Origin of the sequence: Erwinia tracheiphila, assembly GCF_021365465.1 — a bacterium.
GTDB lineage: Bacteria > Pseudomonadota > Gammaproteobacteria > Enterobacterales > Enterobacteriaceae > Erwinia > Erwinia tracheiphila.
In genome coordinates, this window is the sequence record NZ_CP089932.1 from 3386675 (window position 1) to 3405543 (window position 18869).

Genomic DNA, 18869 nt, shown 5'->3' on the forward strand with positions numbered 1-18869 from the left:
CCAGTATTAGATACAACCTTCAGTTAGTAATGTCGGTTGGTTTTTCTTCATGTTTCCCGTTTCGCCAGCATGCTGCAAATTCAAGCGGCGTCTGGTAATTCAGCGATGAATGAGGTCTGGACTCGTTATAATCCTGCCGCCAGTCATTAATGATTTTCCGGGCATGAAGAATATCGCTGAACCAGTGCTCATTCAGGCATTCATCCCGAAAGCGTCCGTTAAAACTCTCAATAAATCCGTTCTGTGTTGGCTTACCCGGCTGGATAAGTCGCAGTTCTACACCATGCTCAAAAGCCCACTGTTCGAGCGCACAGCAGGTAAATTCCGGGCCCTGATCGGTTCTTATCGTTGCCGGATAGCCGCGAAACAGCGCGAGGCCGTCCAGAATACGTGCGACCTGAACGCCTGAAATACCGAAAGCGGCGGTGATCGTCAGACACTCCTTCGTGAAATCATCCACGCAGGTCAGGCACTTAATCCGGCGGCCGCTGGCAAGTGCATCCATGACAAAATCCATCGACCATGTCAGGTTCGGCGCATCCGGGCGGAGAAGCGGAAGCCGCTCAGTCGCCAGACCCTTACGGCGTCGCCTGCGTTTTACACCGAGACCGTTAAGGTGATAGATGCGGCAAACCCTCTTGTGGTTGACGTGAAGGCCCTCCCGACGCAATAACTGCCAGATGCGCCGGTAACCAAATCGGCGACGTTCAAGTGCCAGCTCTGTGATACGCAGAGATAGTTGCGCGTCAGCAGCCGGACGCTGAACCGAATAACGGCAGGTTGAAAGGGACAGACCGGCCAGCCTGCAGGCACGACGTTGCGACAGACCCGTTATCTCACACATGACTTCCACGGCTTCCCGCTTCTGGTCTGTCGTCAGAACTTTCGGCCCAGAGCCACCTTAAGCGCCTCCTTATCCAGCATGGCTTCAGCGAGCAGCTTCTTGAGGCGGGCGTTCTCCTCTTCAAGTGACTTGAGCCGCTTCACTTCGGGGACTTCCATGCCGCCAAACTTCTTGCGCCCGGTGTAGAAGGTAGCGTCTGAAATAGCATGCTTGCGGCAGAGTTCCCGGGCCGAAACCCCGGCTTCGGCCTCGCGGAGAATACTGATGATCTGTTCGTCGGAAAATCGCTTCTTCATGGGGATGTCCTCATGTGACTTATGAAGACATTACTAACATCGCGCTGTATTAATCAACGGGGAGCAGGTTAATGCCGATCATTTAAGGATCGGTTGACCGATCCGGTTTATGCGGTAAAAAGGGTTCTATGTTCATCATGGAACCCTTTTTAAATGGAACTTTCCCAGGCCCTCGGCATCATCAATGCCGCCACTCCTGAGCGCGCCCGTAGTCTCGCCGACCTTATTCCTCCCGAGCTTATTCAGCAGGCGCTCACCCTGACCGATACCGTTACTTTGCGTAAACGTAAACTTTCCCTCGAATCCATGATTTGGCTTGTCGTTGGGATGTCCATTTTTTGCGATCGTCCGATGACCGAAATCGTCAATCTGATGGATATTACTGACCGGACCGGAGCTCCTTTTACCGCACGCAGCGCTGTCATTCAGCGCCGTAAGACTCTGGGTGAAAATGCAGTGCGGGAGCTTTTTGATATCACACAGCAGCACTGGAATCAGCAGGCTGCACATCCAAAATGGCACGGTCTGAATCTGTTTGCTGTCGACGGCGTGGTCTGGCGTACCGCCGATACGCCGGAAAACAGAGCCGTCTTCAGTAAACACAGCAGCCAGTACGGCGAAGGCGGCTATCCTCAGGTGCGAATGGTTTGTCTGATGGAGCTGAGCAGCCATCTGATCGCCGCCAGTGCATTCGACAGTGAAAAAGTCAGTGAAATGCGGCTGGCTGAACACCTGACGGAGAAAACCCCGAATAACAGTATCACCCTGTTCGATAAGGGATTTTATTCGATGGGTCTGCTTCATCACTGGCAGACAGCAGGAGAACACCGTCACTGGTTGTTGCCGTTGAAAAAACACGTACAGTATCAGGTGGTTCGCCGTTTGGGGCGTGGAGATGAACTGATATGCCTGAAAACCAGTCCACGAGCCAGGAAGCAATGGCCAGGGGTCCCGGAAGAAATGGTGGCAAGACTGCTGACCCGCAGGGTAGACGGTAAAGAGAGGCAGGTGCTGACGTCACTGACAGACCCGAATCGCTATCCGGGTAAAGATATCAGCGAGCTATATCGCCACCGCTGGGAAACAGAACTGGGCTACCGGGAAGCAAAGCAGGGTATGCTGGACAGCCGGTGGACATTACGCAGTCGCCTGCCGGAGCTGGTGAGACAGGAGCTATGGGGGGTACTGCTGGCTTATAACCTGGTGCGATATCAGATGGTGCAGATGGCGTTCCATCTGAAAGGAGATTACCTGCCTTACCAGCTGAGCTTCAGTGGAGCGATAAGCGAAATAATCCGGATGCTGATAACCCTGCCCTGGGCTTCGCCGGGAAAAATGCCGGGAGAACTGAGAACCCTGTATGAACAGGCGAAATGGCTTGTGTTACCGGGTAGAAGAGAGCGAAGTTACCCGAGAGAGTTGAGGGTAAAGAGCAGGAAATATCCGGATAAAAAGGTTGCTGGTCACCTTAAGTGACCAGCATTAGGGAGCAGGTCAATGGAATCGTATCTCAGAGCCATGACCATAGCGTTGTGCGATATGCCGGTTTTCTCTGGAAAGTCATCAGGCCAAGGGAAGAAAGAAAAAAATGCCCGGGACGGCTAGCTATCAGATCTGCATAACTCACTGGTATCAATCGCAACTAACCTGTTTAAAGCAAACACGGTAAGCTGCGATTTTCAAAGGACGGAATGAAAGCCAGACATTATTTTGTCGCCTGGCAATATCGACTGCTTTTCTGCTAACCCTACAGCACGGACCGCGGCGCTCAGTTAAACAGGGCGAAAGTACTGGCGTAATATCCCGCAGCAAACACAATGTAACTTAGCCAGATAGCAATAATTATGGTGAGCGTTAATTTGGTTGGCATAGTAAATTCCTCAGGAATGATTCAGACAGGGGATTTCGGATTAAAGTATTCCTGAGTGATGAGAGTAATATTGATCTGGCCCAACTTTTTCGGGAATTGCACGTTTCAGTAAGGGCAGACTCAGAACCGGGGATGATGGCTTATCGACGAGCATCAAGCCCCTGGCAAAGAAAGCATTGATGACAAAAACATCAGTCAGATGGATAACTGCTTAATCTGCTGATAAAACTACAATATACTGCCGACACTGTCTCCTTAGAGCCTGTCTCAACAGGACGTTATTCCATACGATAAGACCACAGGCAAAATGCAACAGGACCTCGTCATTTTCAGACGTCTTTTCCCGTCGGGTCAGGGGCTGGCGAAACCGGTTCATCCCGCTATGAACCCTCCCGACGGCCCACCTGTGGACCCTGACCTCCCCTGATTTACTGGCATCGGATTCCTCTTTTCGGGGCTGAATATGAGGCTCGTAACGGCGGCTTTGCAGCTATGTTTTCAGCCAGACCGCTTCGTCGCCGTTGCCCGGGCATAGCCCGGGTTTTTGCACCTGACGCCCCGTCTGAAGAGCATCAGGTGTATCCGCAACCAGTCTGATATCATGGGTGTTCGCCGCTGCAACGACCCGTGAAAGAGGAAGCCCGCTGGCATCTGTCATCAGACTGCGCTTTACGCCCTGTTTCCCTCTGTCCGTGGGGTTGCGGCCAGTTTTTTGTCCCTGACAGCGGCGATGTGGTCATGCAGCCATCTGTTGATAACCATGACCAGTCAGTGCCGTCCGGATGTTCGCAGGCAGGCAAGGCGTTCTGCCAGAAGCGTTCAAACACCCCGGCATCACGCCCCTCCTGAAATCGTCGGTGGGCAGAGCCTGACGAGCAGCGCTCTGTGGCATTGAGGGCATTCCACTGGCAACCCGTTCTGAGTACAAAGAAAACAGCGTTCATTGCAGCACGATTATCAACCCGCCGACGATGCGTACCCGGCGGATGCTGAGTTTTATGTTCAGGGATGGGAGGAGCCATTTTCTCCCAAAGTTAAACGCTGATTTGCCACTTGCCGCCCGCCATTCTTCGCCCTCAGAAATTGCCATTTTTTAGTATCTGGCAATCCCTTCCGGGATAGGTTCTTAGTTAAATGGATAAAAATAAAACAATAAGTATCATATACATAATATGTATTAGTCGCGACTTGATCTGACACTGGACCTTGAAAGGTTGAGAGTTACCGGTTTTGATATGGGTGTCTAATCCTTAAACAAAACGCGAGGTAACTCTCATGATTCATACTAACAATCCCATCATCAAACACAAAGCCGGCCTGCTCAATCTCGCCGAAGAACTCGGTAACGTATCAAAAGCCTGCAAGATCATGGGCGTGTCACGCGACACGTTTTACCGTTATCAGGAACTGGCTGCTGAAGGCGGCATCGATGCGCTGATTAACCAGAACCGCCGCGTCCCCAACCTGAAGAACCGCGCCGACGAAGCCACTGAACGCGCTGTTGTTGAATATGCCGTTGAGTTCCCGGCCCACGGGCAACACCGGACCAGTAATGAGCTGCGTAAAAAAGGCGTGTTTATCTCCGGTAGCGGCGTGCGCTCCATCTGGCAACGGCACGACCTGGAGAACTTCCGTAAACGCCTGAAGGCACTTGAGGAAAAGGTCGCCAGAGAAGGCATCGTGCTTACCGACGCTCAAATCGCAGCGCTGGAGAAGAAGGCCCACGATGACGAGGCCAGCGGAGAAATCGAAACTGCTCACCCGGGTTATCTCGGGTCGCAGGACACCTTCTACGTGGGCAATCTGAAAGGTGTGGGTCGTATCTACCAGCAGACGTTCGTGGATACGTACTCGAAAGTGGCACACTGCAAGCTGTATACGAGTAAAACGCCGATCACCGCCGCAGACCTGCTCAATGATCGCGTACTGCCGTTCTACGAGGCTCAGGGACTGCCGATGCTGAGGATCCTGACCGACAGGGGAACGGAGTACTGTGGTAAGGTGGAGCAGCATGATTACCAGCTGTATCTGGCCATCAACGATATCGACCATACAAAAACGAAGGCGATGTCTCCGCAGACGAACGGCATCTGCGAGCGCTTCCATAAAACTATTTTGCAGGATTTTTATCAGGTTACGTTCCGTAAGAAGTTATACGAAGACCTGGAGAGCCTGCAAACGGATCTGGACAACTGGTTGTGGCATTACAATAATGAGCGAACTCATCAGGGAAAAATGTGCTGCGGGCGTACGCCAATGGCCACGTTACTTGATGGTAAACGAGTCTGGGCAGAAAAAAATCTGAACCAGATGTAATCTGACAGACACCTGTATAAATAACCGGTAACTGTCAGATCAGGTCTGAGCTAGTACACATAATATGGTTGTTTTGTTTTTTATGTACCAATCCATGTACGCACTATCATTCGGTTAAACTCATCTCTTAGTCTTTTCCCGTAATGTTGAACAACTCCCAAATTTTCTCATTACTGATTTATTCATTGTTAATCCACTACTAATTTTCTGTATATTAAAGGGACTTCCCCGATCATGGTGGGAGACTCAGAACGCCATGTTCAGCTTCCCGTAGTGGAACATTACGCCCAGCTTGAACCGTTCTTTATTCCTGAAGCCCCGTGACTTGATCCTCAGCAACCGTATTTTACTGTTCAGAGACTCCGCATTGCCGTTCGATACCCGGTTTTTCATCGCATTCAGAATGCCGTAAAGCCGCTTTGCCACCATGCGGGCAATGCTGACCATGAGTGGTATGCCGGTGTCTTTAGCCATCGCCATCCATTCCTGCCACAACTTACGGCTATGGTCGTCATAGCGGCGGTGCCACAGATCGCGGGCAAGCTCTTTCATTACCCAGCACTGGTTCGTTTGCGGTAACACCAGCCGGGCAACTTCTAACCTCTCAGCGCGGCGCCCAAAGCGATTTTGTTTGCTGTAAAACCATAAGTAGCGTGAGCGGTGGGCGTCTTTCCTGTCTGACGACGGGATCTGTTTCATCTCAGCCTGACGGGTTTTATCAACGATGGCGCACAACATTTTTGCCACATGGAAGTGATCGAAGGCGATTTTATCCACGGCATTGGGGAGATGGATGCGTGCAGCACTGATATAGGCCGTGTTCATGTCCATAGACAGCGTTTTTATCTCTTCAAGCTGGTGATCTCTCAGGCTACGCAGATAACTGGCAAGACTTTCTACACCGCGATCGTCGGTCAGTTGCAAAGCGCGTCCCTGCCTGTCAGAGATAACGGTGACGTACTGGTGTCCTTTTTTGAACCCGACTTCATCCACGCAGAGATGACGGGCCGATAAGGGTTGTTTTATCCGGGCCAGGCCTCGTTTTACTGCGCGCATCATGATGCCGTCCACGGCATTCCAACTGAGTTTGAGCTGCTTTCTGACAGCATCCACGGTGCTAATTTTCAGCCATGAAAGAACAAAGGCTTCGAACAACAGGGTGTAGCGGCTGCCTGGCCCCGCCCACGGAACCGGCAGTGTCTGGCAACCGTGCTCGGGGCAGTCAATGCGGGGTACATCAGCTTCAACCAGCGTGGTGAATTGACAGGTATCGAGGTGACGCCATTTGCGACGCCGGTGGTCATGTATGGGGCAGGATTTACCGCATGTTGGACAGGTCAGTTGAGTGTGCCCGACAATGCCGACAATCACAGTCACTGAACCAGATTTTTCATCAAGAGAAAGGGATTTTACCTGCCACGGTGCGGACAGGTTAAGGATATGGGCATAGAGGGACTTTTCGTCCATGGCAGACTCCTCAGAAAATCAAGACTGCCATCATAATGCCCTTAGCCACCACAACAGGGGAAGACCCATATTTAAACCAGTATAAATCAGAGGTGTAATATGTACGTCGAACTCATCTATGACAAACGCAATGTTGAAGAGCTGCCGAACGCTAAAGCGCTGATCCTGGCTGAACTGGAGAAGCGTGTGCACCGTATCTTCCCTCAGGCAGAAGTAAAAGTGAAACCAATGATGGATAACAGCAGCATTAACACCGATGCCAGCAAAAGCGAAAAAGAGAAGCTCAACAGACTGCTGGAAGAAATGTTTGAGGAGGCTGATATGTGGCTGGTGAATGAAGTTTAAAAATAGTCCTAAGCCTGGTGTGCCGGGCAATTGAGTCCCCGCGCCTGTGTTTAAATCTGTACGCCCATCCAGACTGTTTAAATCACCATAATTTACTAATGTTAAGGCCAGGTTATGATTAGGTAATCCGATGAAGGGATTTCAATAGCGCTGGTACAAGGAGATTACTGATGGATACTGTTGCGAAAATTGATGGATACTTCTATGGCGGATTATCGCGGATTCACCAACCTGTCTCCAGGTGAGCTTTTTTTCTGGGTGTCCGTAGATGTTGTCTCTAAACATTTTGTCGGGCTGGTAACATCCACAGTGAATCTTGCTGCCGCAGCAATGCTACTCGCTGGTGATAACAATATCTACGTTCCTGGCAAATTAGGTGGCGCAAAGTATGGCACGTCACGCGCCTCCCTGTGGTGCCGGAAATATATTAAAAACTTTACGCTTTCCCGCCCCGTCCCAACCCTGGTTGGCGGCCCAAATCCGTTCAAGGTGAAGATTCGGACGACAAATAATCTTGCCGCTGCAATTGGAAGAACAATACCAGTAGTAGGATGGGTGATTGTTGGTTCTGATATTGGTCTCATCATATGGAAAGCTGTTAACAAATACAACAATATAGTCAAGAAGGAAGACCGTATATGGTAGATAAAAATATCGAAAAGTCCGTATTCGATTTAATTGAAACCTATAACGGACCTGGGCTTTTCAGTAGTAAGCGCCCTGTATTGAAGAGAGAAACCGATTTGAATGATGACTTCAGGATGCTTCCTGAGGACGCCTATGATTTATTGGTTAAATATGCTGAGACATTCAATTTAAATCCTAAAGACATTAATTTTCAGAGATATTTCCCCGATGACCTGAGCGCTCCTCACGCCCCAATTACGATAGACCTTTTAATTCGTTCAGCAGAGATTGGGGTATGGCAGGATATTAAATTATGAATGATATTTACCCATCATAATTTTAAATTTATGGACAGTAATCAAACCCGGCCATACCGGCACGGGTCTTTTGTGCCTGCCTTAAGACTCTGCCGGGGAGCGGTGGGAAGAGACTTAGTGCCGTCAGCCGCAGCAATATAAGCCCTGAGCGCTTTCCTGTAGATTGTCCACGTCGCCTTCTGCGCCTTCACCGATTCCTCTGTGTTCGCGTCGTTGTAATCGTCATCATCCATACGCTGTTGCAGTGCTGTGATGTGCTCAGGCACAGAATCGTACTCATCCTGAGCCGTCTGTAAATTTTCTGCGGCGTGGTCCGGCTCAGGGACTTTTTCAAGGTACGGCCCGGCTTCATCAAACACCCCATAGCAGCCATCAGGCGGATTAAAGAAGGCTGCGTAATCCTCATCGCTTATGGCCTGCCGATCATCCGGCAGCGTCGCGGCTTCAATATAAGGTTGCTGTTCTTCTTCGCCTGCAGGATAAAATCCCTTCGTCTTCATACTGTACAAATAGCTCATATTATCTGCCTGTTGCGATGAAATTTATACGCATCATTGCGTTAGCGCGGTTGACTGCGTGATAGTCAAAGCCTGCGGTGCGTGACTGGTTAAAATTAATGCCGTAAATAGTGCCGTCCGATGTGTTGTGGCCATTATCACCGTTCATTATCATTACCGTATCGGCCCGCGTCGTAAAAGCTGAAGAGTATGATATCGTCCCCTCGCCAGCCGCATTAGCAATTACAACCATGCTGCCAAATTTTATTGTAAACGTCCCGATAGAGGTATGTACGGTAACGCCGGACTGAGAGCCGTTTGTATCAATAGCGGTGAAGCCACTGTTGCCGAGGCTGGTTTGCAGGATCGCCGCTGAAATCCAGTCCAGCGCCCCTTCATGGTTCCACCCGACACTGGCAGTCCACCCTGCGCGGTAATAGCATCTGCCGTGCTGGTTTTTCCCGTACCGCCCTGCTCAATACTCAGTGCTGTTGTCAGCCCGGTGAGTGAAGTGATATCACTGTTCGCGCCACTGGCCGCTCTTCCTTTGATGCCATTGCTGATTGTTTGCTGCATGGCAGGCCAGCCGGGGCCGTTTACGGATGTATTATCAGGAAGACTGACGGTAATATTTCCGTCAGCTGAGTAGAATTACTGCCAGTTGACTTTATCCAGAATCATTCCCCGCGTCACCCGTGCAGAGTCAGGTTTCTCTGGCTGCCGCCAGTATTTATAACTGCTGCGATGAACCCCAAACACATTGCACACAACGGCAACAGGAAACCGCGCTCTGAGTTTCTCAATTAATGAGAACTGTTCAGGGAGTCTGACATCAGGAGCGCGGTAGCCTTTTTTAATATATCTCTTTTCATTTCAACGTGTTGAAGTCGTTTCTTAAGTTCGCGTATTTCAATTTGCTCAGGTGTCATGGGTGAAGCTGTAGGGGATTTTCCCGCTCGCTCTTCTTTCAACTGCCGAACCCACTTATCCATCGTGGATTTACCGACATTCATTGCCGTGGCAGCAGCGGTGACGGTGTCGTTCTGATCAAGAACAAGCCGGGCAGCTTCGAGGCGAAATCCGGGGCTAAAATTGCGTCTGTTACGTCCGGTCATAATGTCACCTGTTTTTAACTATGAGACGATGATATCACCTCTGTTCAGGTGGACAGGTTTAGTGTGCCACTACAGTTTCCTGGGAGAGAAAGCGAAAGTCACCGACATTTTCTTCAATTTGGGGAGATCTGATTTTATTATGAAGGCTGTAAAACCACGCGGCGGTTTTCCGTTTAAAGTGGCTGTCACTGTTTCTGTCACATCTCTTGGCCAGCACAACCGACCAACCCTCCTGCCACTTACTTATTAGTGATGGAATGATTTCAATTGGATCCTGAAGGTCAACATCAATCGGGATAACCACATCGCCAGTTGCATTCTCCAGACCTGCTAACAGGGCCGGCTCTTTGCCAAAGTTACGAATGAAGTTGATTGCCTTAACAGAAGTATCAGTTTCTGCAAGCGAGTTGATAATCTGCTCAGTAGCATCGGTACTGCCATCATTGATAAATGATGATTTCAATATTGTAAGTGGAAAGCTTTTCTTTTGCGCTACGGTAGAAAATGGGTATTGCGTCTTCTTCATTGAAGACCGGAACAACCAGAGAAATTTTCACTTTTTCTCCCTGAAAACAATGAAATTTGAGTAGATAAAGCCGAATGCCAGGCTGAGAACTGAGAACGCTATGAGCATGATTACCGGGTTAATATGTGCATGGTCGGCTAATTTTCCGATACCAGCCGCCATAGAACCCATAAAAAATACATAAAGGCCATAGCGAATGGTCGTCGCTTCAGTGTTGAATGTCCAGCGTGCATTAGCAAAAAATGAGAATGTAACGGCGATACAGAAAGCCACAAGGTTTGCCAGGGACTGGCTGACTTCTTGTGAATAAAGCAACGAGAAGACCAGCCAGTGTATTAGCGTGTTAAAGACCCCTATAAAGGAATATCTGGCGAATAGTTTTAGCATATCAGACGACCGGATAGACCGGGTTCCTTATCAAAAATCAGATCCTGCCAATGACTTTATCTGTACCCGCTCAGACCTATTCTGACAGTTACCGGTTATTTATACAGGTGCCTGTCGGATTACATCCGGTTCAGATTCTTTTCTGCCCGGACCCGTTTTCCATCAGGTAACGTGGCCGCTGGCGTTCGCCCGCCGCACATTTTCCCCTGATGAGCCCGCTCATTATTGTCATGCCACAACCCGTTGTCCGGATCCGTTTGCAGGCTCTCCAGCTCCCCATATGACTTCTTGCGGAACGTGGCCTGATAAAAATCCTGCAAAATCGTTTTATGGAAGCGCTCACCGATGCCGTTGGTCTGTGGGGACATCGCCTTCGTTTTCGTATGGTCGATATCGTTGATGGCCAGATAAAGCTGGTAATCATGCTGCTCCACCTTACCACAGTACTCCGTTCCCCTGTCGGTCAGTCTTCTCAGCACCGGCAGCCCCTGAGCCTCACAGAACGGCAGTCGGCGGCAGTGTTCGGCGTTTTACTCGTATACCGCTTGCAGTGTGCCACTTTCGGGTACGTATCCACGAACGTCTGCGGGCAGATACGGCCCCCCTTTCAGATTGCCAGCACAGAAGGTGTCCTGCGACCCGGGATAGCCCGGGTGAGCGGTCTCGATTTCGCCACTGGCCTCATCATCATGCGCCTTTTTCTCCAGCGCGGCGATTGGGGCACCGGTAAGCACGATACCTTCTCTGGCGAGCTTTTCCTCAGGCGCCTTCAGGCGTTTACGGAAGTTCTCCAGGTCGTGTCGTTGCCAGATGGCGCGCACGCCGCTGCCGGAGGTAAACACGCTTTTTTACGCAGCTCATCACTGGTCCGGTGCTGCCCGGGGGCCGGGAACTCAACGGCATATTCAACAACCGCGCGTTCAGTGGCTTCGTCGGCGCGGTTCGTCAGGTTGGGAACCCGGCGGTTCTGGTTAACCAGCGCGTCAATGCCGCCTTCTTCGTCAGCTCCTGATAACGGTAGAAGGTGTCGCGTGACACGCCCGTGCTCTTGCAGGCTGTTGATACGTTACCGGGTTATTCGGCGAGATTGAGCAGGCCGGCTTTGTGTTTGATGATGGGATTGTGAGTATGGAGCATGAGGGTGACCTCGCGTTTTGTATAAGGATTCGACACCCATATCAGAACCGGCAACCCTCAATCTTTCAGAGTCCGGTGTCAGATCACGTCGCGACTAATACATAATCAAATAGCGCGATAAAATCACTCATCTGCTACGTTCGCCACCCACGCGATCACCTTAATGAAAGGAGTTGAGGCAGGCGGTAAGGCGTTGCCGCTTTTCTCCCCATCGGGATAACCTTCTGAGCATTTTGCTACTTCCACACGGCTGGTGCAAGCCGGATAGGGTGGATGATTTTATTGCTGTCACTACGCGAGGGCGGCAGAACTACCTTGACACGCACCGACTAATCGGAGGCGACTTTTATAATGTCACCATTCTGGCCTAAGCGATAATTATCACCATCATATATAGTAAAAACAGTACCTATATTTTTACTATTAGTCACAGTGAATACAGCATCTTTTTCAATACAGTTTTTTTTGGTTTTCATATCATTGAAACAGAATCTGTCATATTTCCCCTCCTCTTTATAACCATCCCCAAACAACCAGACGGTAACCGAAAAAGAACCATCCTCCGCCGGGTCAGGAACGTTATACTTTTCTTTAAAAATAGCTTTGTTTTCCATCCACCAATTTATTTTACCCTTATCTGTAATTGGAGGATTTTCAACCAAAATAGCACTAAAATTATTCCCTCTATGATGAACGGCAATAATCTCTACAGGACGCAGCGACAACCAAAGCCAGTAGCCAGGCAACACGCAACCAGCAAGGAAGAGCAAAGCCATAGTTTTCTTATTTTTTACTCTCATTTGCGGGCTCCGGTGATTTCTATGGTGGCTTCCATATTGGTCATAAATGGCCTGAAACCAAACTGATTATAACGCTGAAGTACAAACCAGATACGGAAAAATCGGAACTGGTTAAACTTAAACTTTGAAATATCATCAACATCAAGGCCAAAGTGATCCTGGACTTTGTAATGCACCACAGCCCGGTAACGATCATTATCAATCTGGAGTGATTTAATCGTAATATGCGTTGCCCAGGTATCATGGACGGTGATCCCCATGCCGTTGAAATTATCCTGGAAACGGTCAAATTTAGGGAGTTTACCTTCAAGAATTGTTTCTTTTAGCCAGTGCATTTCTTTTAATGGGTAACATTTTTCTTCCCAGTCAATTTTGTCATTTAAAGTTTCCCCAGTCTCAAGCGAGTACTATTTTTTGTATTATCCCTGAGAATATGTTCTCTCAACGCCCTATCCAACGCTATATCACGAAAGGGCGAACCGTTGCCGTTCTGCATATGGGTGATCATCTGTTCGATAAGGTGTTTGTACGGGCCATAAACCGAGAACAAACGCGATAAATTGCGGAATTCATCAAACAGGATAGCCGCGCACTGCTGACGGGTAATTTTCTCACCTTCTCCACGGGAGCCATAAAACATAGACTGTGGCTGAGTAAACGGGGTGATTTTCGTCAGGGTGTAAGGGTTGGCCCTGGTGGAAACATCCACCAGCCGGTACTGTGATTTTAACTGTGCTTCGGTTAAATCCCCGCCGCGCATATCGCTGGCGCTGTAGTCGTCCATCCACTTCCGGGTTTTAAATATCGTACTGGGGAACTGTAGTGCGGTCATTGTGAAACATTCCTTGTGTAATCGTCCGTGGAGGTCTTCACAGGGAATAATACACGGTGAAAGGTCAGAGTGTAAACGTTGTACAGCCCCTGCCCGTAATTTTTTGCAGATTCCGGGCAGGGGGGATAGTTGGACGCTCTACGCTCTCAGGCCATCATCAAAATACCATGTGGCATCTTTCAGGCTTCCGGGGATTTCCTGTGCTATGCCTTTCGCGTCGGTGGCTGCGTCTGGATCTCAATATTGTCGATCCGCACGTCTGTACGCTGCGAAACCTGCCGGGATGAATTGCTGATAGCGTTACCGGTCATGGAAGTAATCGGATTGCTGGTGGCTCCAGTCAAATTTAAAATTTGATTAAAATCAATTTATTATAATGGATTTAACCATGCAGGTTGAAACGTTTTTGATGAGAAATGATGAGGGCTGAATAATGCGCGATATACGGGCAGTGCTGAAACGTTGGGGAGAATGGGCGGCGCATGAAGAAAACCGCTCTGCATGGCCCACGGTCTGCGCCACCTTCCGGGGAGTACTGGCTGGCAAATCATCTTTACGTCCGTCCTGTACCGACGATGACGGCCTGATAATCGACGCCTGCGTATCGGGGCGGCACATCGCCGGACGCGATGCAGAACGCGAGGTGCTCTTTGCTTACTACGTCCTGCGCCTGTCTCAGCGCGATGTGGCTGATTTATTTGAAACCAACCGTATGCAGGTGCGTAATCTGCTGTCCGGGACTGAGAACTTCGTTAACGGTGGTCTGGTGGTGCCTGGCGTCAGGCTGGATATGGATCTGGTACTGAAAGCCACCGGGCAGATGAGAACGCCTGCATTTCTGCTGTCCGGCTTTGAGGATATTTCTGGTTGTGCGCTGGCGGCGGGTTGATGGTCGAGAGTTTGACCATCCTTCAAAACTGAAGGATGAATTCCTGCACTATAGGAAATTAATTTTAATCAGTTAGTTATCCGACTCCCTCCAACAAAGGGACTCAAATAAATCAATTACTTACCCATTTTGTGAATCTGTGCAGGTTTGCATATTTATCGCCGCAGCCACCAGCCACCAGCCACCAGCCAGAAAGATAGTTTATCCCGGCTGGTGGCATTAGCTGGCACAGCTACGCCGCTGCATCGTCTGAATTAAACTCAATGTGTATCCGGTCATAGGGTAAAGCGATCTTCTCGCCGTCTTTGTCCAGAACGCCCCCGTTCAGTAGTGACTGAACATCGTTGTATACGCCGCGAAAATCACGATTAACAATGCGCGATAACTCGCGGATAGACACGGCCTGCTTTCCTTCCATTGCTTTGATGATCTGCCAGCGGTTAGGGGCAAGCATGGTTTTTGCCAGTTGTTCTACCGCGGGGAATACCAGCTCTGAACCGATAAAACCCCCTTTCATTGCGCGGGAGGCGTCCGACATTGCCGCCCGGAAAGCATCATCAGTGGTCATTACTCTGACGGTCAGTACTCGCATGGTGTTACCTCCTCAACAGGTTAATATCTGCCTGAAAACTGGCGATCAGGTTTTCAATGGCGGTGAATATCACCGGGTATTCCTGTTCGCCAATGTACTTGTGATCGCCTTTGCCGCGCTCGTTGTCGTACCGCATGACGCACACACCATCCACAATGTAGGCCCGGCTGTATTTGTACTGGTGTGTGCGTCCTAAGATTGCCGGGTCTACTTCCAGAATGCGGATTGAAGCAAAAGCGTTATCAGAGCTATCTGGATTCGGCGCTTCATCAACTCAACAGAGTGCATGGGTTTATCTCCTTGTTGATGTAAATAAATACATCAATTCGCACCAATTTAGCGGGCGAGGGGTAAAAATCAAAACCCTTTTAAGGTGAATAGTATTAATACTTGGTGAATACTAAAATTATAAGTATTCACCTGTATTTTTACTTATAAATCATTTGCTTATTATGTTTGGTGAACAGTGTGAATACTTATATCCAGAAATTAGACCCTGTACATGATTCTGTGTAAATGCCTTTTCTCAGTAGTGGCCGTCCGGGCGGTCACCGAACCCGATAATAAAACGGCTCATTGCCATGCGCCAGTCTCTCAGTGGCATCCTCCATTTCTGTGATGCGGCCTGGATTGCCAGCCACACCTCCTTTTTCACTGCGTCGTCAGTCGGGAACACCTTCCGTTTCTTGATGGCATCCCGGATCACGCTGTTCAGCGGCTCGATGGCGCTGGTCGTGTCGAGCGTCTTGCGGATGTCTGCCGGGTAAGCGAAGAACGTCAACAGGCTGGCCCGGTTTGCCTGCCAGCGCCGGCTTATTTGGGGATAGCGACTGTCCCATGTCCCGGAGAACACATCCAGGGCCTGTAGCGCTGCCTCTTCCGTCGGGGCCTGACAGATGGCTTTCAGGTCACGGGTGACGACTTTGTAGTCCTTGCAGGAGACGAACCGCAGACTGTTGCGCACCATATGCACGACGCACAGCTGGACGCGGGCCTGCGGATACACCGCGTTGATAACGACCGGGAAGCCCTTCAGACCATCAACACAGGCGATGAGGATATCGTTCAGGCCGCGGTTTTTTAGTTCGGTCAGCACATGGAGCCAGAACTTCGCGCCCTCGTTTTCGGCCAGCCACATACCCGGCAGTTCTTTCTGGCCTTCGATGTTGATACCCGGGGCAAGGAACACGGATTTATTGATGACGCGACTGTCCTGCCGGACCTTCAGGACGATACAGTCAGGGTAAACGATGGGACAAACGGCATCCAGTGGCCGGTTTTGCCATCCGGTGACCTGCTCCATGACGGCATCAGCTACCTTTGAGACCCGCGCTGGCGAGGCATCGGCGTCATACAGCTCTTTGAATGCGGTCGCTATCTCGCGGGTGGTTATCCCTTTGGCGTACAACGATAAGATCGGGTTATCCACCCCGGTGCTCCGGGTCTGGTTTTTCTTCACCCGTTGTGGTTCAAAGGAGCCATCACGATCGCGCGGTGTACACAGCTCCGGCGGGACATCGCCGGTGATAACCGTCTTTTGGGTGTGGCCGTTGCGGGCGTTGGTCGCCGGTTCTGGCTGATTTTTATCGTCGCCGGGGTGACGGGTCATTTCGGCGTTGAGCGCCGCCCCGACACTGATTTTTTTCAGCAGTCGATCAAACTGACTGAGATCGTCAGGGGTTTTGAGATTTTTGTCCAGTTCGTTAGCCAGGGACTGCGACTGTTTTTCGTCCATAAATTAACCTGCTTTTGATGCTGGATTGAACATATCAAAATCAGGCAATTACACAAATCTATGTACAGGCTCAAAATAACAGAAGAAGAGAAAAACAAAAAATGCTGTTTATCGCATCCGGGAAGCCCTTCAGTCCGTCCACGCAGGCAATCAGGATATCCTGAAGGCCGCGATTTTTCAGCTCTGTCAGGATGTTCAGCCAGCCACATCCCCGGCAGTTCTTTCTGACCTTCGGTATTAATGCCCGGCGCAAGGAAAACAGCTTTGTTTATCACGCTGCCATTCTGACGAACTTTTACGACAATACAGTCCATATAAACAATGGGATAAAGTGCATCCAGCTGCCGGTTTTGCCACTCAGCGACCTGTTCTTTTACGGCATCGGTGACTTTAGATATCAGGGTGGGTGAGACATCGGCGTCATACATCTCTTTGAACGTGGCAACAATTTCACGCATGGCCATTCCTTTGGCGTACAGGGATAAAATCTGGCTGTCCATCTGCGTGATACGCGTCTGGCTCTTCTTAATCAGCTGAGGTTCGAAGGTGTTTTCGCGGTCACGCGGCGTGTTCAGCTCAATCTCGCCATCATCGCAAAGCAGCGTTTTTGATGCGTAGCCATTGCGGGTGTCAGAGCCTTTTTTGGGCGCGTTTTTCTCATGCCCGAGGTGGTCGGTCAGTTCAGCATTGAGCGCCGTTTCGACGGTGAGCTTCGTCAGCATTCGGGAAAACTGGTTAAGGTCAGCTTCGGTTTTAAGACCTTTAGCCCGTTCAGTCGCAAGGGCTTTAAGTTTCTTTTCGTCCATAATTTGCCTGTCCTCGTTGTTGGAGTGAACATATCAAAAACAGGAAATTACACAATTTTAATTACAGTCTCCCGGTTTTAACACACCCGGCCCGATACAGCCGCCAGGCAGTACTAAAATGGATTGATGATGGTGGTGTTAACCGATCTAGTTCAACGTGCCAAAAGACTTTATCAGCGTACAGCTCATAAACTTTGCGCTGGTCTTCCAGCCAGTCATGCTTGTTATAGACGGTCATTACTCCTCCAGGCTCATGCCCCAGCATCTTTTCGGTGACATGGGGCATAATACCCTTTCCAGATAAATTCGTTACCAGTGAGCGCCTGAAGTCATGGGTACGCCATTCAGGTATATCAATTTTCTTTCTTAAGTTTCTCATGTAGAGATTAGAAGATGATCGGTTAATTGCCTTATCCAGTTCCTGCCCAGGAAACATAACCGGATTTTTCATAGCCAACAGCCGTTCAACAAACGGTTCAGTCTGTTTAAATATTGGCCTGCGAATGACATTTCCCATTTTCGAATAGGTAGATGGCGTTGTCCAAATCATGTCTTCCATATTGAATTCTTCAGGAGTGGCCAGACGTAATTCTGACAACCTTAAAACCCACAGCAAAAGCATCTTATGCAATAATTTATTGGATGAAAATACTTTGTTGTTCTCCAGGGCAAGCCAGATTTTCGCCAGTTCTGTCTAAGTAAGAACACGGTCACCCATATCAGGCTTTTTACCAATATTTTTGACGCTAAGTTTCAGCACCTCACACGATGGGATTAACTGTCTGCTGATACACCAGTTCATGACAGAGTGCAGTTGCAGCAAAAGTACCCTCGCCTTTTTCTTATTATTACTTTCCTGTTTATCGAAGAACTGCACCCAAAGCGAAACAGGAACACTGGCGACCAGTACATCACGAAACTCTGTGTACATGGCGTTGTACACAACTGACTTGTAAAGAATACGAGTGTTTTCTTTCAATCTACTAACGTACTTTCCCCACCATTCATCCAGACATTCTCTAAGTGTCAGCTCTCCGGTACTGCTGGCGAAATAGGTTTTTGGGTTAACCCCCTTCATGTACAATGCCCGCATCTCACCAGCGGCGATCCGCGCGTCTTTTAATGTTGTTGAAGGATACGGTTATCCTCGTAGGTGCGGCTTTCCAGCGGAAACGATACTGAAAAGTGATTGTCCCTGCTGGAGTTATGCGAACACTAAGGCCGTCCCCATCGGTTACTTCTGACGGGCCACTGTATGGTTTGCCGCTGATGCTGCGAAGCTTGGTATCGCTGAGAGCCACGTTATATATCCTGTACACATCGGTGTTTTGCATTCTGTGCTCAATATGTACGCTTTGGCAAGTGAACGAAACGATGGCAAGCGGGGACACACAGAAACAAAGAGAAATCAAAAAGGAACGTAACACTTGAAAAAAAATGAGAAATTACGATAGGATAGAGACACAATCGA

The 18869-nt window shown here is 49.5% G+C and carries 17 protein-coding genes and 7 pseudogenes; 7 read left to right on the forward strand and 17 right to left on the reverse strand.

Features of this window, described 5'->3' with window-relative positions; all coding sequences use genetic code 11:
• Window positions 1-19 precede the first annotated feature (19 nt).
• Window positions 20-1140, reverse strand: a protein-coding gene (locus tag LU633_RS17660; RefSeq protein WP_152664185.1) for an IS3 family transposase whose coding sequence is annotated in 2 segments (ribosomal slippage) — window positions 20-882 and window positions 882-1140 — 1122 coding nt in all. Because the reading frame shifts where the segments join, the coding sequence is not laid out codon by codon here.
• A gap of 153 nt (window positions 1141-1293) precedes the next feature.
• Here LU633_RS17660 and LU633_RS17665 point away from each other — a divergent pair.
• Window positions 1294-2616 (forward strand): IS4 family transposase, encoded by a 1323-nt coding sequence (locus tag LU633_RS17665; RefSeq protein ID WP_046371900.1) that lies wholly within the window; start codon window positions 1294-1296, stop codon window positions 2614-2616.
• A 605-nt stretch (window positions 2617-3221) separates the two neighbouring features.
• Here LU633_RS17665 and LU633_RS17670 read toward each other — a convergent pair.
• A pseudogene (locus LU633_RS17670) lies at window positions 3222-4032 on the reverse strand (IS5 family transposase).
• A gap of 253 nt (window positions 4033-4285) precedes the next feature.
• On the opposite strand from LU633_RS17670, the gene LU633_RS17675 reads away from it, so the two are divergent.
• Window positions 4286-5326: an IS481 family transposase gene (locus tag LU633_RS17675; protein WP_046371813.1), complete on the forward strand. Its 1041-nt coding sequence runs from the start codon at window positions 4286-4288 to the stop codon at window positions 5324-5326.
• A gap of 246 nt (window positions 5327-5572) precedes the next feature.
• Here LU633_RS17675 and LU633_RS17680 read toward each other — a convergent pair whose 3' ends face one another.
• Complete coding sequence (locus tag LU633_RS17680; RefSeq protein WP_046371806.1) at window positions 5573-6793, reverse strand: ISL3 family transposase; 1221 nt, start codon at window positions 6791-6793, stop codon at window positions 5573-5575.
• 99 nt (window positions 6794-6892) lie between these two features.
• On the opposite strand from LU633_RS17680, the gene LU633_RS17685 reads away from it, so the two are divergent.
• The 3 genes from LU633_RS17685 to LU633_RS17695 all read left to right on the forward strand — a co-directional run bounded on the left by LU633_RS17685 (window position 6893) and on the right by LU633_RS17695 (window position 8082).
• A complete protein-coding gene (locus LU633_RS17685) occupies window positions 6893-7138 on the forward strand; it encodes a DinI-like family protein (protein WP_016190057.1) in 246 nt (81 codons plus the stop codon).
• Window positions 7139-7342: 204 nt separating this feature from the next.
• Window positions 7343-7783, forward strand: a complete 441-nt coding sequence (locus tag LU633_RS17690) for an STM2901 family protein (RefSeq protein WP_016190058.1) — start codon at window positions 7343-7345, stop codon at window positions 7781-7783.
• Window positions 7777-8082, forward strand: coding sequence for a DUF1493 family protein (locus tag LU633_RS17695; RefSeq protein ID WP_016190059.1), 306 nt, complete (start codon window positions 7777-7779; stop codon window positions 8080-8082). The genes LU633_RS17690 and LU633_RS17695 overlap by 7 nt, the downstream gene beginning before the upstream one ends.
• 41 nt (window positions 8083-8123) lie before the next feature.
• Here the strand turns inward: LU633_RS17695 and LU633_RS17700 are convergent, their stop codons facing one another.
• The 9 genes and pseudogenes from LU633_RS17700 to LU633_RS17740 form a co-directional block, all read right to left on the reverse strand.
• Entirely contained in the window at window positions 8124-8600 is a 477-nt protein-coding gene (locus LU633_RS17700; protein ID WP_016190060.1) for a hypothetical protein, read from the reverse strand.
• 1 nt (window position 8601) lies between these two features.
• The gene (locus tag LU633_RS17705) at window positions 8602-8748 is read right to left on the reverse strand and encodes a hypothetical protein (protein WP_157275211.1); all 147 of its coding nucleotides are present in this window, start codon (window positions 8746-8748) and stop codon (window positions 8602-8604) included.
• 95 nt (window positions 8749-8843) lie between these two features.
• Window positions 8844-9155 (reverse strand): hypothetical protein, encoded by a 312-nt coding sequence (locus LU633_RS17710; protein ID WP_016190061.1) that lies wholly within the window; start codon window positions 9153-9155, stop codon window positions 8844-8846.
• 141 nt (window positions 9156-9296) lie between these two features.
• Window positions 9297-9694, reverse strand: a pseudogene (locus tag LU633_RS17715) (transposase); the annotation flags it as partial.
• A gap of 70 nt (window positions 9695-9764) precedes the next feature.
• A pseudogene (locus LU633_RS17720) lies at window positions 9765-10251 on the reverse strand (glycosyltransferase family 2 protein); the annotation flags it as partial.
• Window positions 10248-10607, reverse strand: a complete 360-nt coding sequence (locus LU633_RS17725; RefSeq protein ID WP_016190063.1) for a GtrA family protein — start codon at window positions 10605-10607, stop codon at window positions 10248-10250. The gene LU633_RS17725 and the pseudogene LU633_RS17720, both read right to left, overlap by 4 nt.
• Window positions 10608-10726: 119 nt before the next feature.
• Window positions 10727-11744: pseudogene (locus LU633_RS17730) on the reverse strand (helix-turn-helix domain-containing protein).
• Window positions 11745-12073: 329 nt separating this feature from the next.
• On the reverse strand, window positions 12074-12544 hold the full coding sequence (locus LU633_RS17735; protein WP_016190066.1) for a DUF943 family protein: 471 nt from the start codon (window positions 12542-12544) through the stop codon (window positions 12074-12076).
• A pseudogene (locus LU633_RS17740) lies at window positions 12528-13376 on the reverse strand (YPO3983 family protein). The gene LU633_RS17735 and the pseudogene LU633_RS17740 overlap by 17 nt, the downstream one beginning before the upstream one ends.
• Before the next feature lie 129 nt (window positions 13377-13505).
• Here LU633_RS17740 and LU633_RS17745 point away from each other — a divergent pair.
• Both LU633_RS17745 and LU633_RS17750 read left to right on the forward strand, forming a co-directional pair.
• Complete coding sequence (locus LU633_RS17745) at window positions 13506-13733, forward strand: hypothetical protein (RefSeq protein WP_016190067.1); 228 nt, start codon at window positions 13506-13508, stop codon at window positions 13731-13733.
• Between the two features lie 76 nt (window positions 13734-13809).
• On the forward strand, window positions 13810-14265 hold the full coding sequence (locus tag LU633_RS17750) for an antiterminator Q family protein (protein WP_016190068.1): 456 nt from the start codon (window positions 13810-13812) through the stop codon (window positions 14263-14265).
• A gap of 232 nt (window positions 14266-14497) precedes the next feature.
• Here LU633_RS17750 and LU633_RS17755 read toward each other — a convergent pair whose 3' ends face one another.
• The 5 genes and pseudogenes from LU633_RS17755 to LU633_RS17775 form a co-directional block, all read right to left on the reverse strand.
• On the reverse strand, window positions 14498-14857 hold the full coding sequence (locus tag LU633_RS17755; protein WP_016190069.1) for an HVO_A0114 family putative DNA-binding protein: 360 nt from the start codon (window positions 14855-14857) through the stop codon (window positions 14498-14500).
• A 4-nt stretch (window positions 14858-14861) separates the two neighbouring features.
• Entirely contained in the window at window positions 14862-15083 is a 222-nt protein-coding gene (locus LU633_RS17760; protein ID WP_071598865.1) for a toxin-antitoxin system TumE family protein, read from the reverse strand.
• A gap of 300 nt (window positions 15084-15383) precedes the next feature.
• A complete protein-coding gene (locus LU633_RS17765) occupies window positions 15384-16592 on the reverse strand; it encodes an IS256 family transposase (RefSeq protein WP_016190071.1) in 1209 nt (402 codons plus the stop codon).
• Between the two features lie 97 nt (window positions 16593-16689).
• A pseudogene (locus LU633_RS17770) lies at window positions 16690-17398 on the reverse strand (IS256 family transposase); the annotation flags it as partial.
• 151 nt (window positions 17399-17549) lie between these two features.
• Window positions 17550-18699 (reverse strand): annotated as a pseudogene (locus tag LU633_RS17775) (tyrosine-type recombinase/integrase); the annotation flags it as partial.
• Window positions 18700-18869 lie beyond the last annotated feature (170 nt).

Coding starts and splice junctions, on each gene's coding strand:
- LU633_RS17750 (WP_016190068.1), top strand. CDS start 13,810: ATGCGCGATATACGGGCAGTGCTGAAACGTTGGGGAGAATGGGCGGCG.
- LU633_RS17685 (WP_016190057.1), top strand. CDS start 6,893: ATGTACGTCGAACTCATCTATGACAAACGCAATGTTGAAGAGCTGCCG.
- LU633_RS17700 (WP_016190060.1), bottom strand. CDS start 8,600: ATGAGCTATTTGTACAGTATGAAGACGAAGGGATTTTATCCTGCAGGC.
- LU633_RS17680 (WP_046371806.1), bottom strand. CDS start 6,793: ATGGACGAAAAGTCCCTCTATGCCCATATCCTTAACCTGTCCGCACCG.
- LU633_RS17695 (WP_016190059.1), top strand. CDS start 7,777: ATGGTAGATAAAAATATCGAAAAGTCCGTATTCGATTTAATTGAAACC.
- LU633_RS17735 (WP_016190066.1), bottom strand. CDS start 12,544: ATGAGAGTAAAAAATAAGAAAACTATGGCTTTGCTCTTCCTTGCTGGT.
- LU633_RS17675 (WP_046371813.1), top strand. CDS start 4,286: ATGATTCATACTAACAATCCCATCATCAAACACAAAGCCGGCCTGCTC.
- LU633_RS17690 (WP_016190058.1), top strand. CDS start 7,343: ATGGCGGATTATCGCGGATTCACCAACCTGTCTCCAGGTGAGCTTTTT.
- LU633_RS17765 (WP_016190071.1), bottom strand. CDS start 16,592: ATGGACGAAAAACAGTCGCAGTCCCTGGCTAACGAACTGGACAAAAAT.
- LU633_RS17705 (WP_157275211.1), bottom strand. CDS start 8,748: ATGAACGGTGATAATGGCCACAACACATCGGACGGCACTATTTACGGC.
- LU633_RS17710 (WP_016190061.1), bottom strand. CDS start 9,155: ATGCAGCAAACAATCAGCAATGGCATCAAAGGAAGAGCGGCCAGTGGC.
- LU633_RS17725 (WP_016190063.1), bottom strand. CDS start 10,607: ATGCTAAAACTATTCGCCAGATATTCCTTTATAGGGGTCTTTAACACG.
- LU633_RS17665 (WP_046371900.1), top strand. CDS start 1,294: ATGGAACTTTCCCAGGCCCTCGGCATCATCAATGCCGCCACTCCTGAG.
- LU633_RS17755 (WP_016190069.1), bottom strand. CDS start 14,857: ATGCGAGTACTGACCGTCAGAGTAATGACCACTGATGATGCTTTCCGG.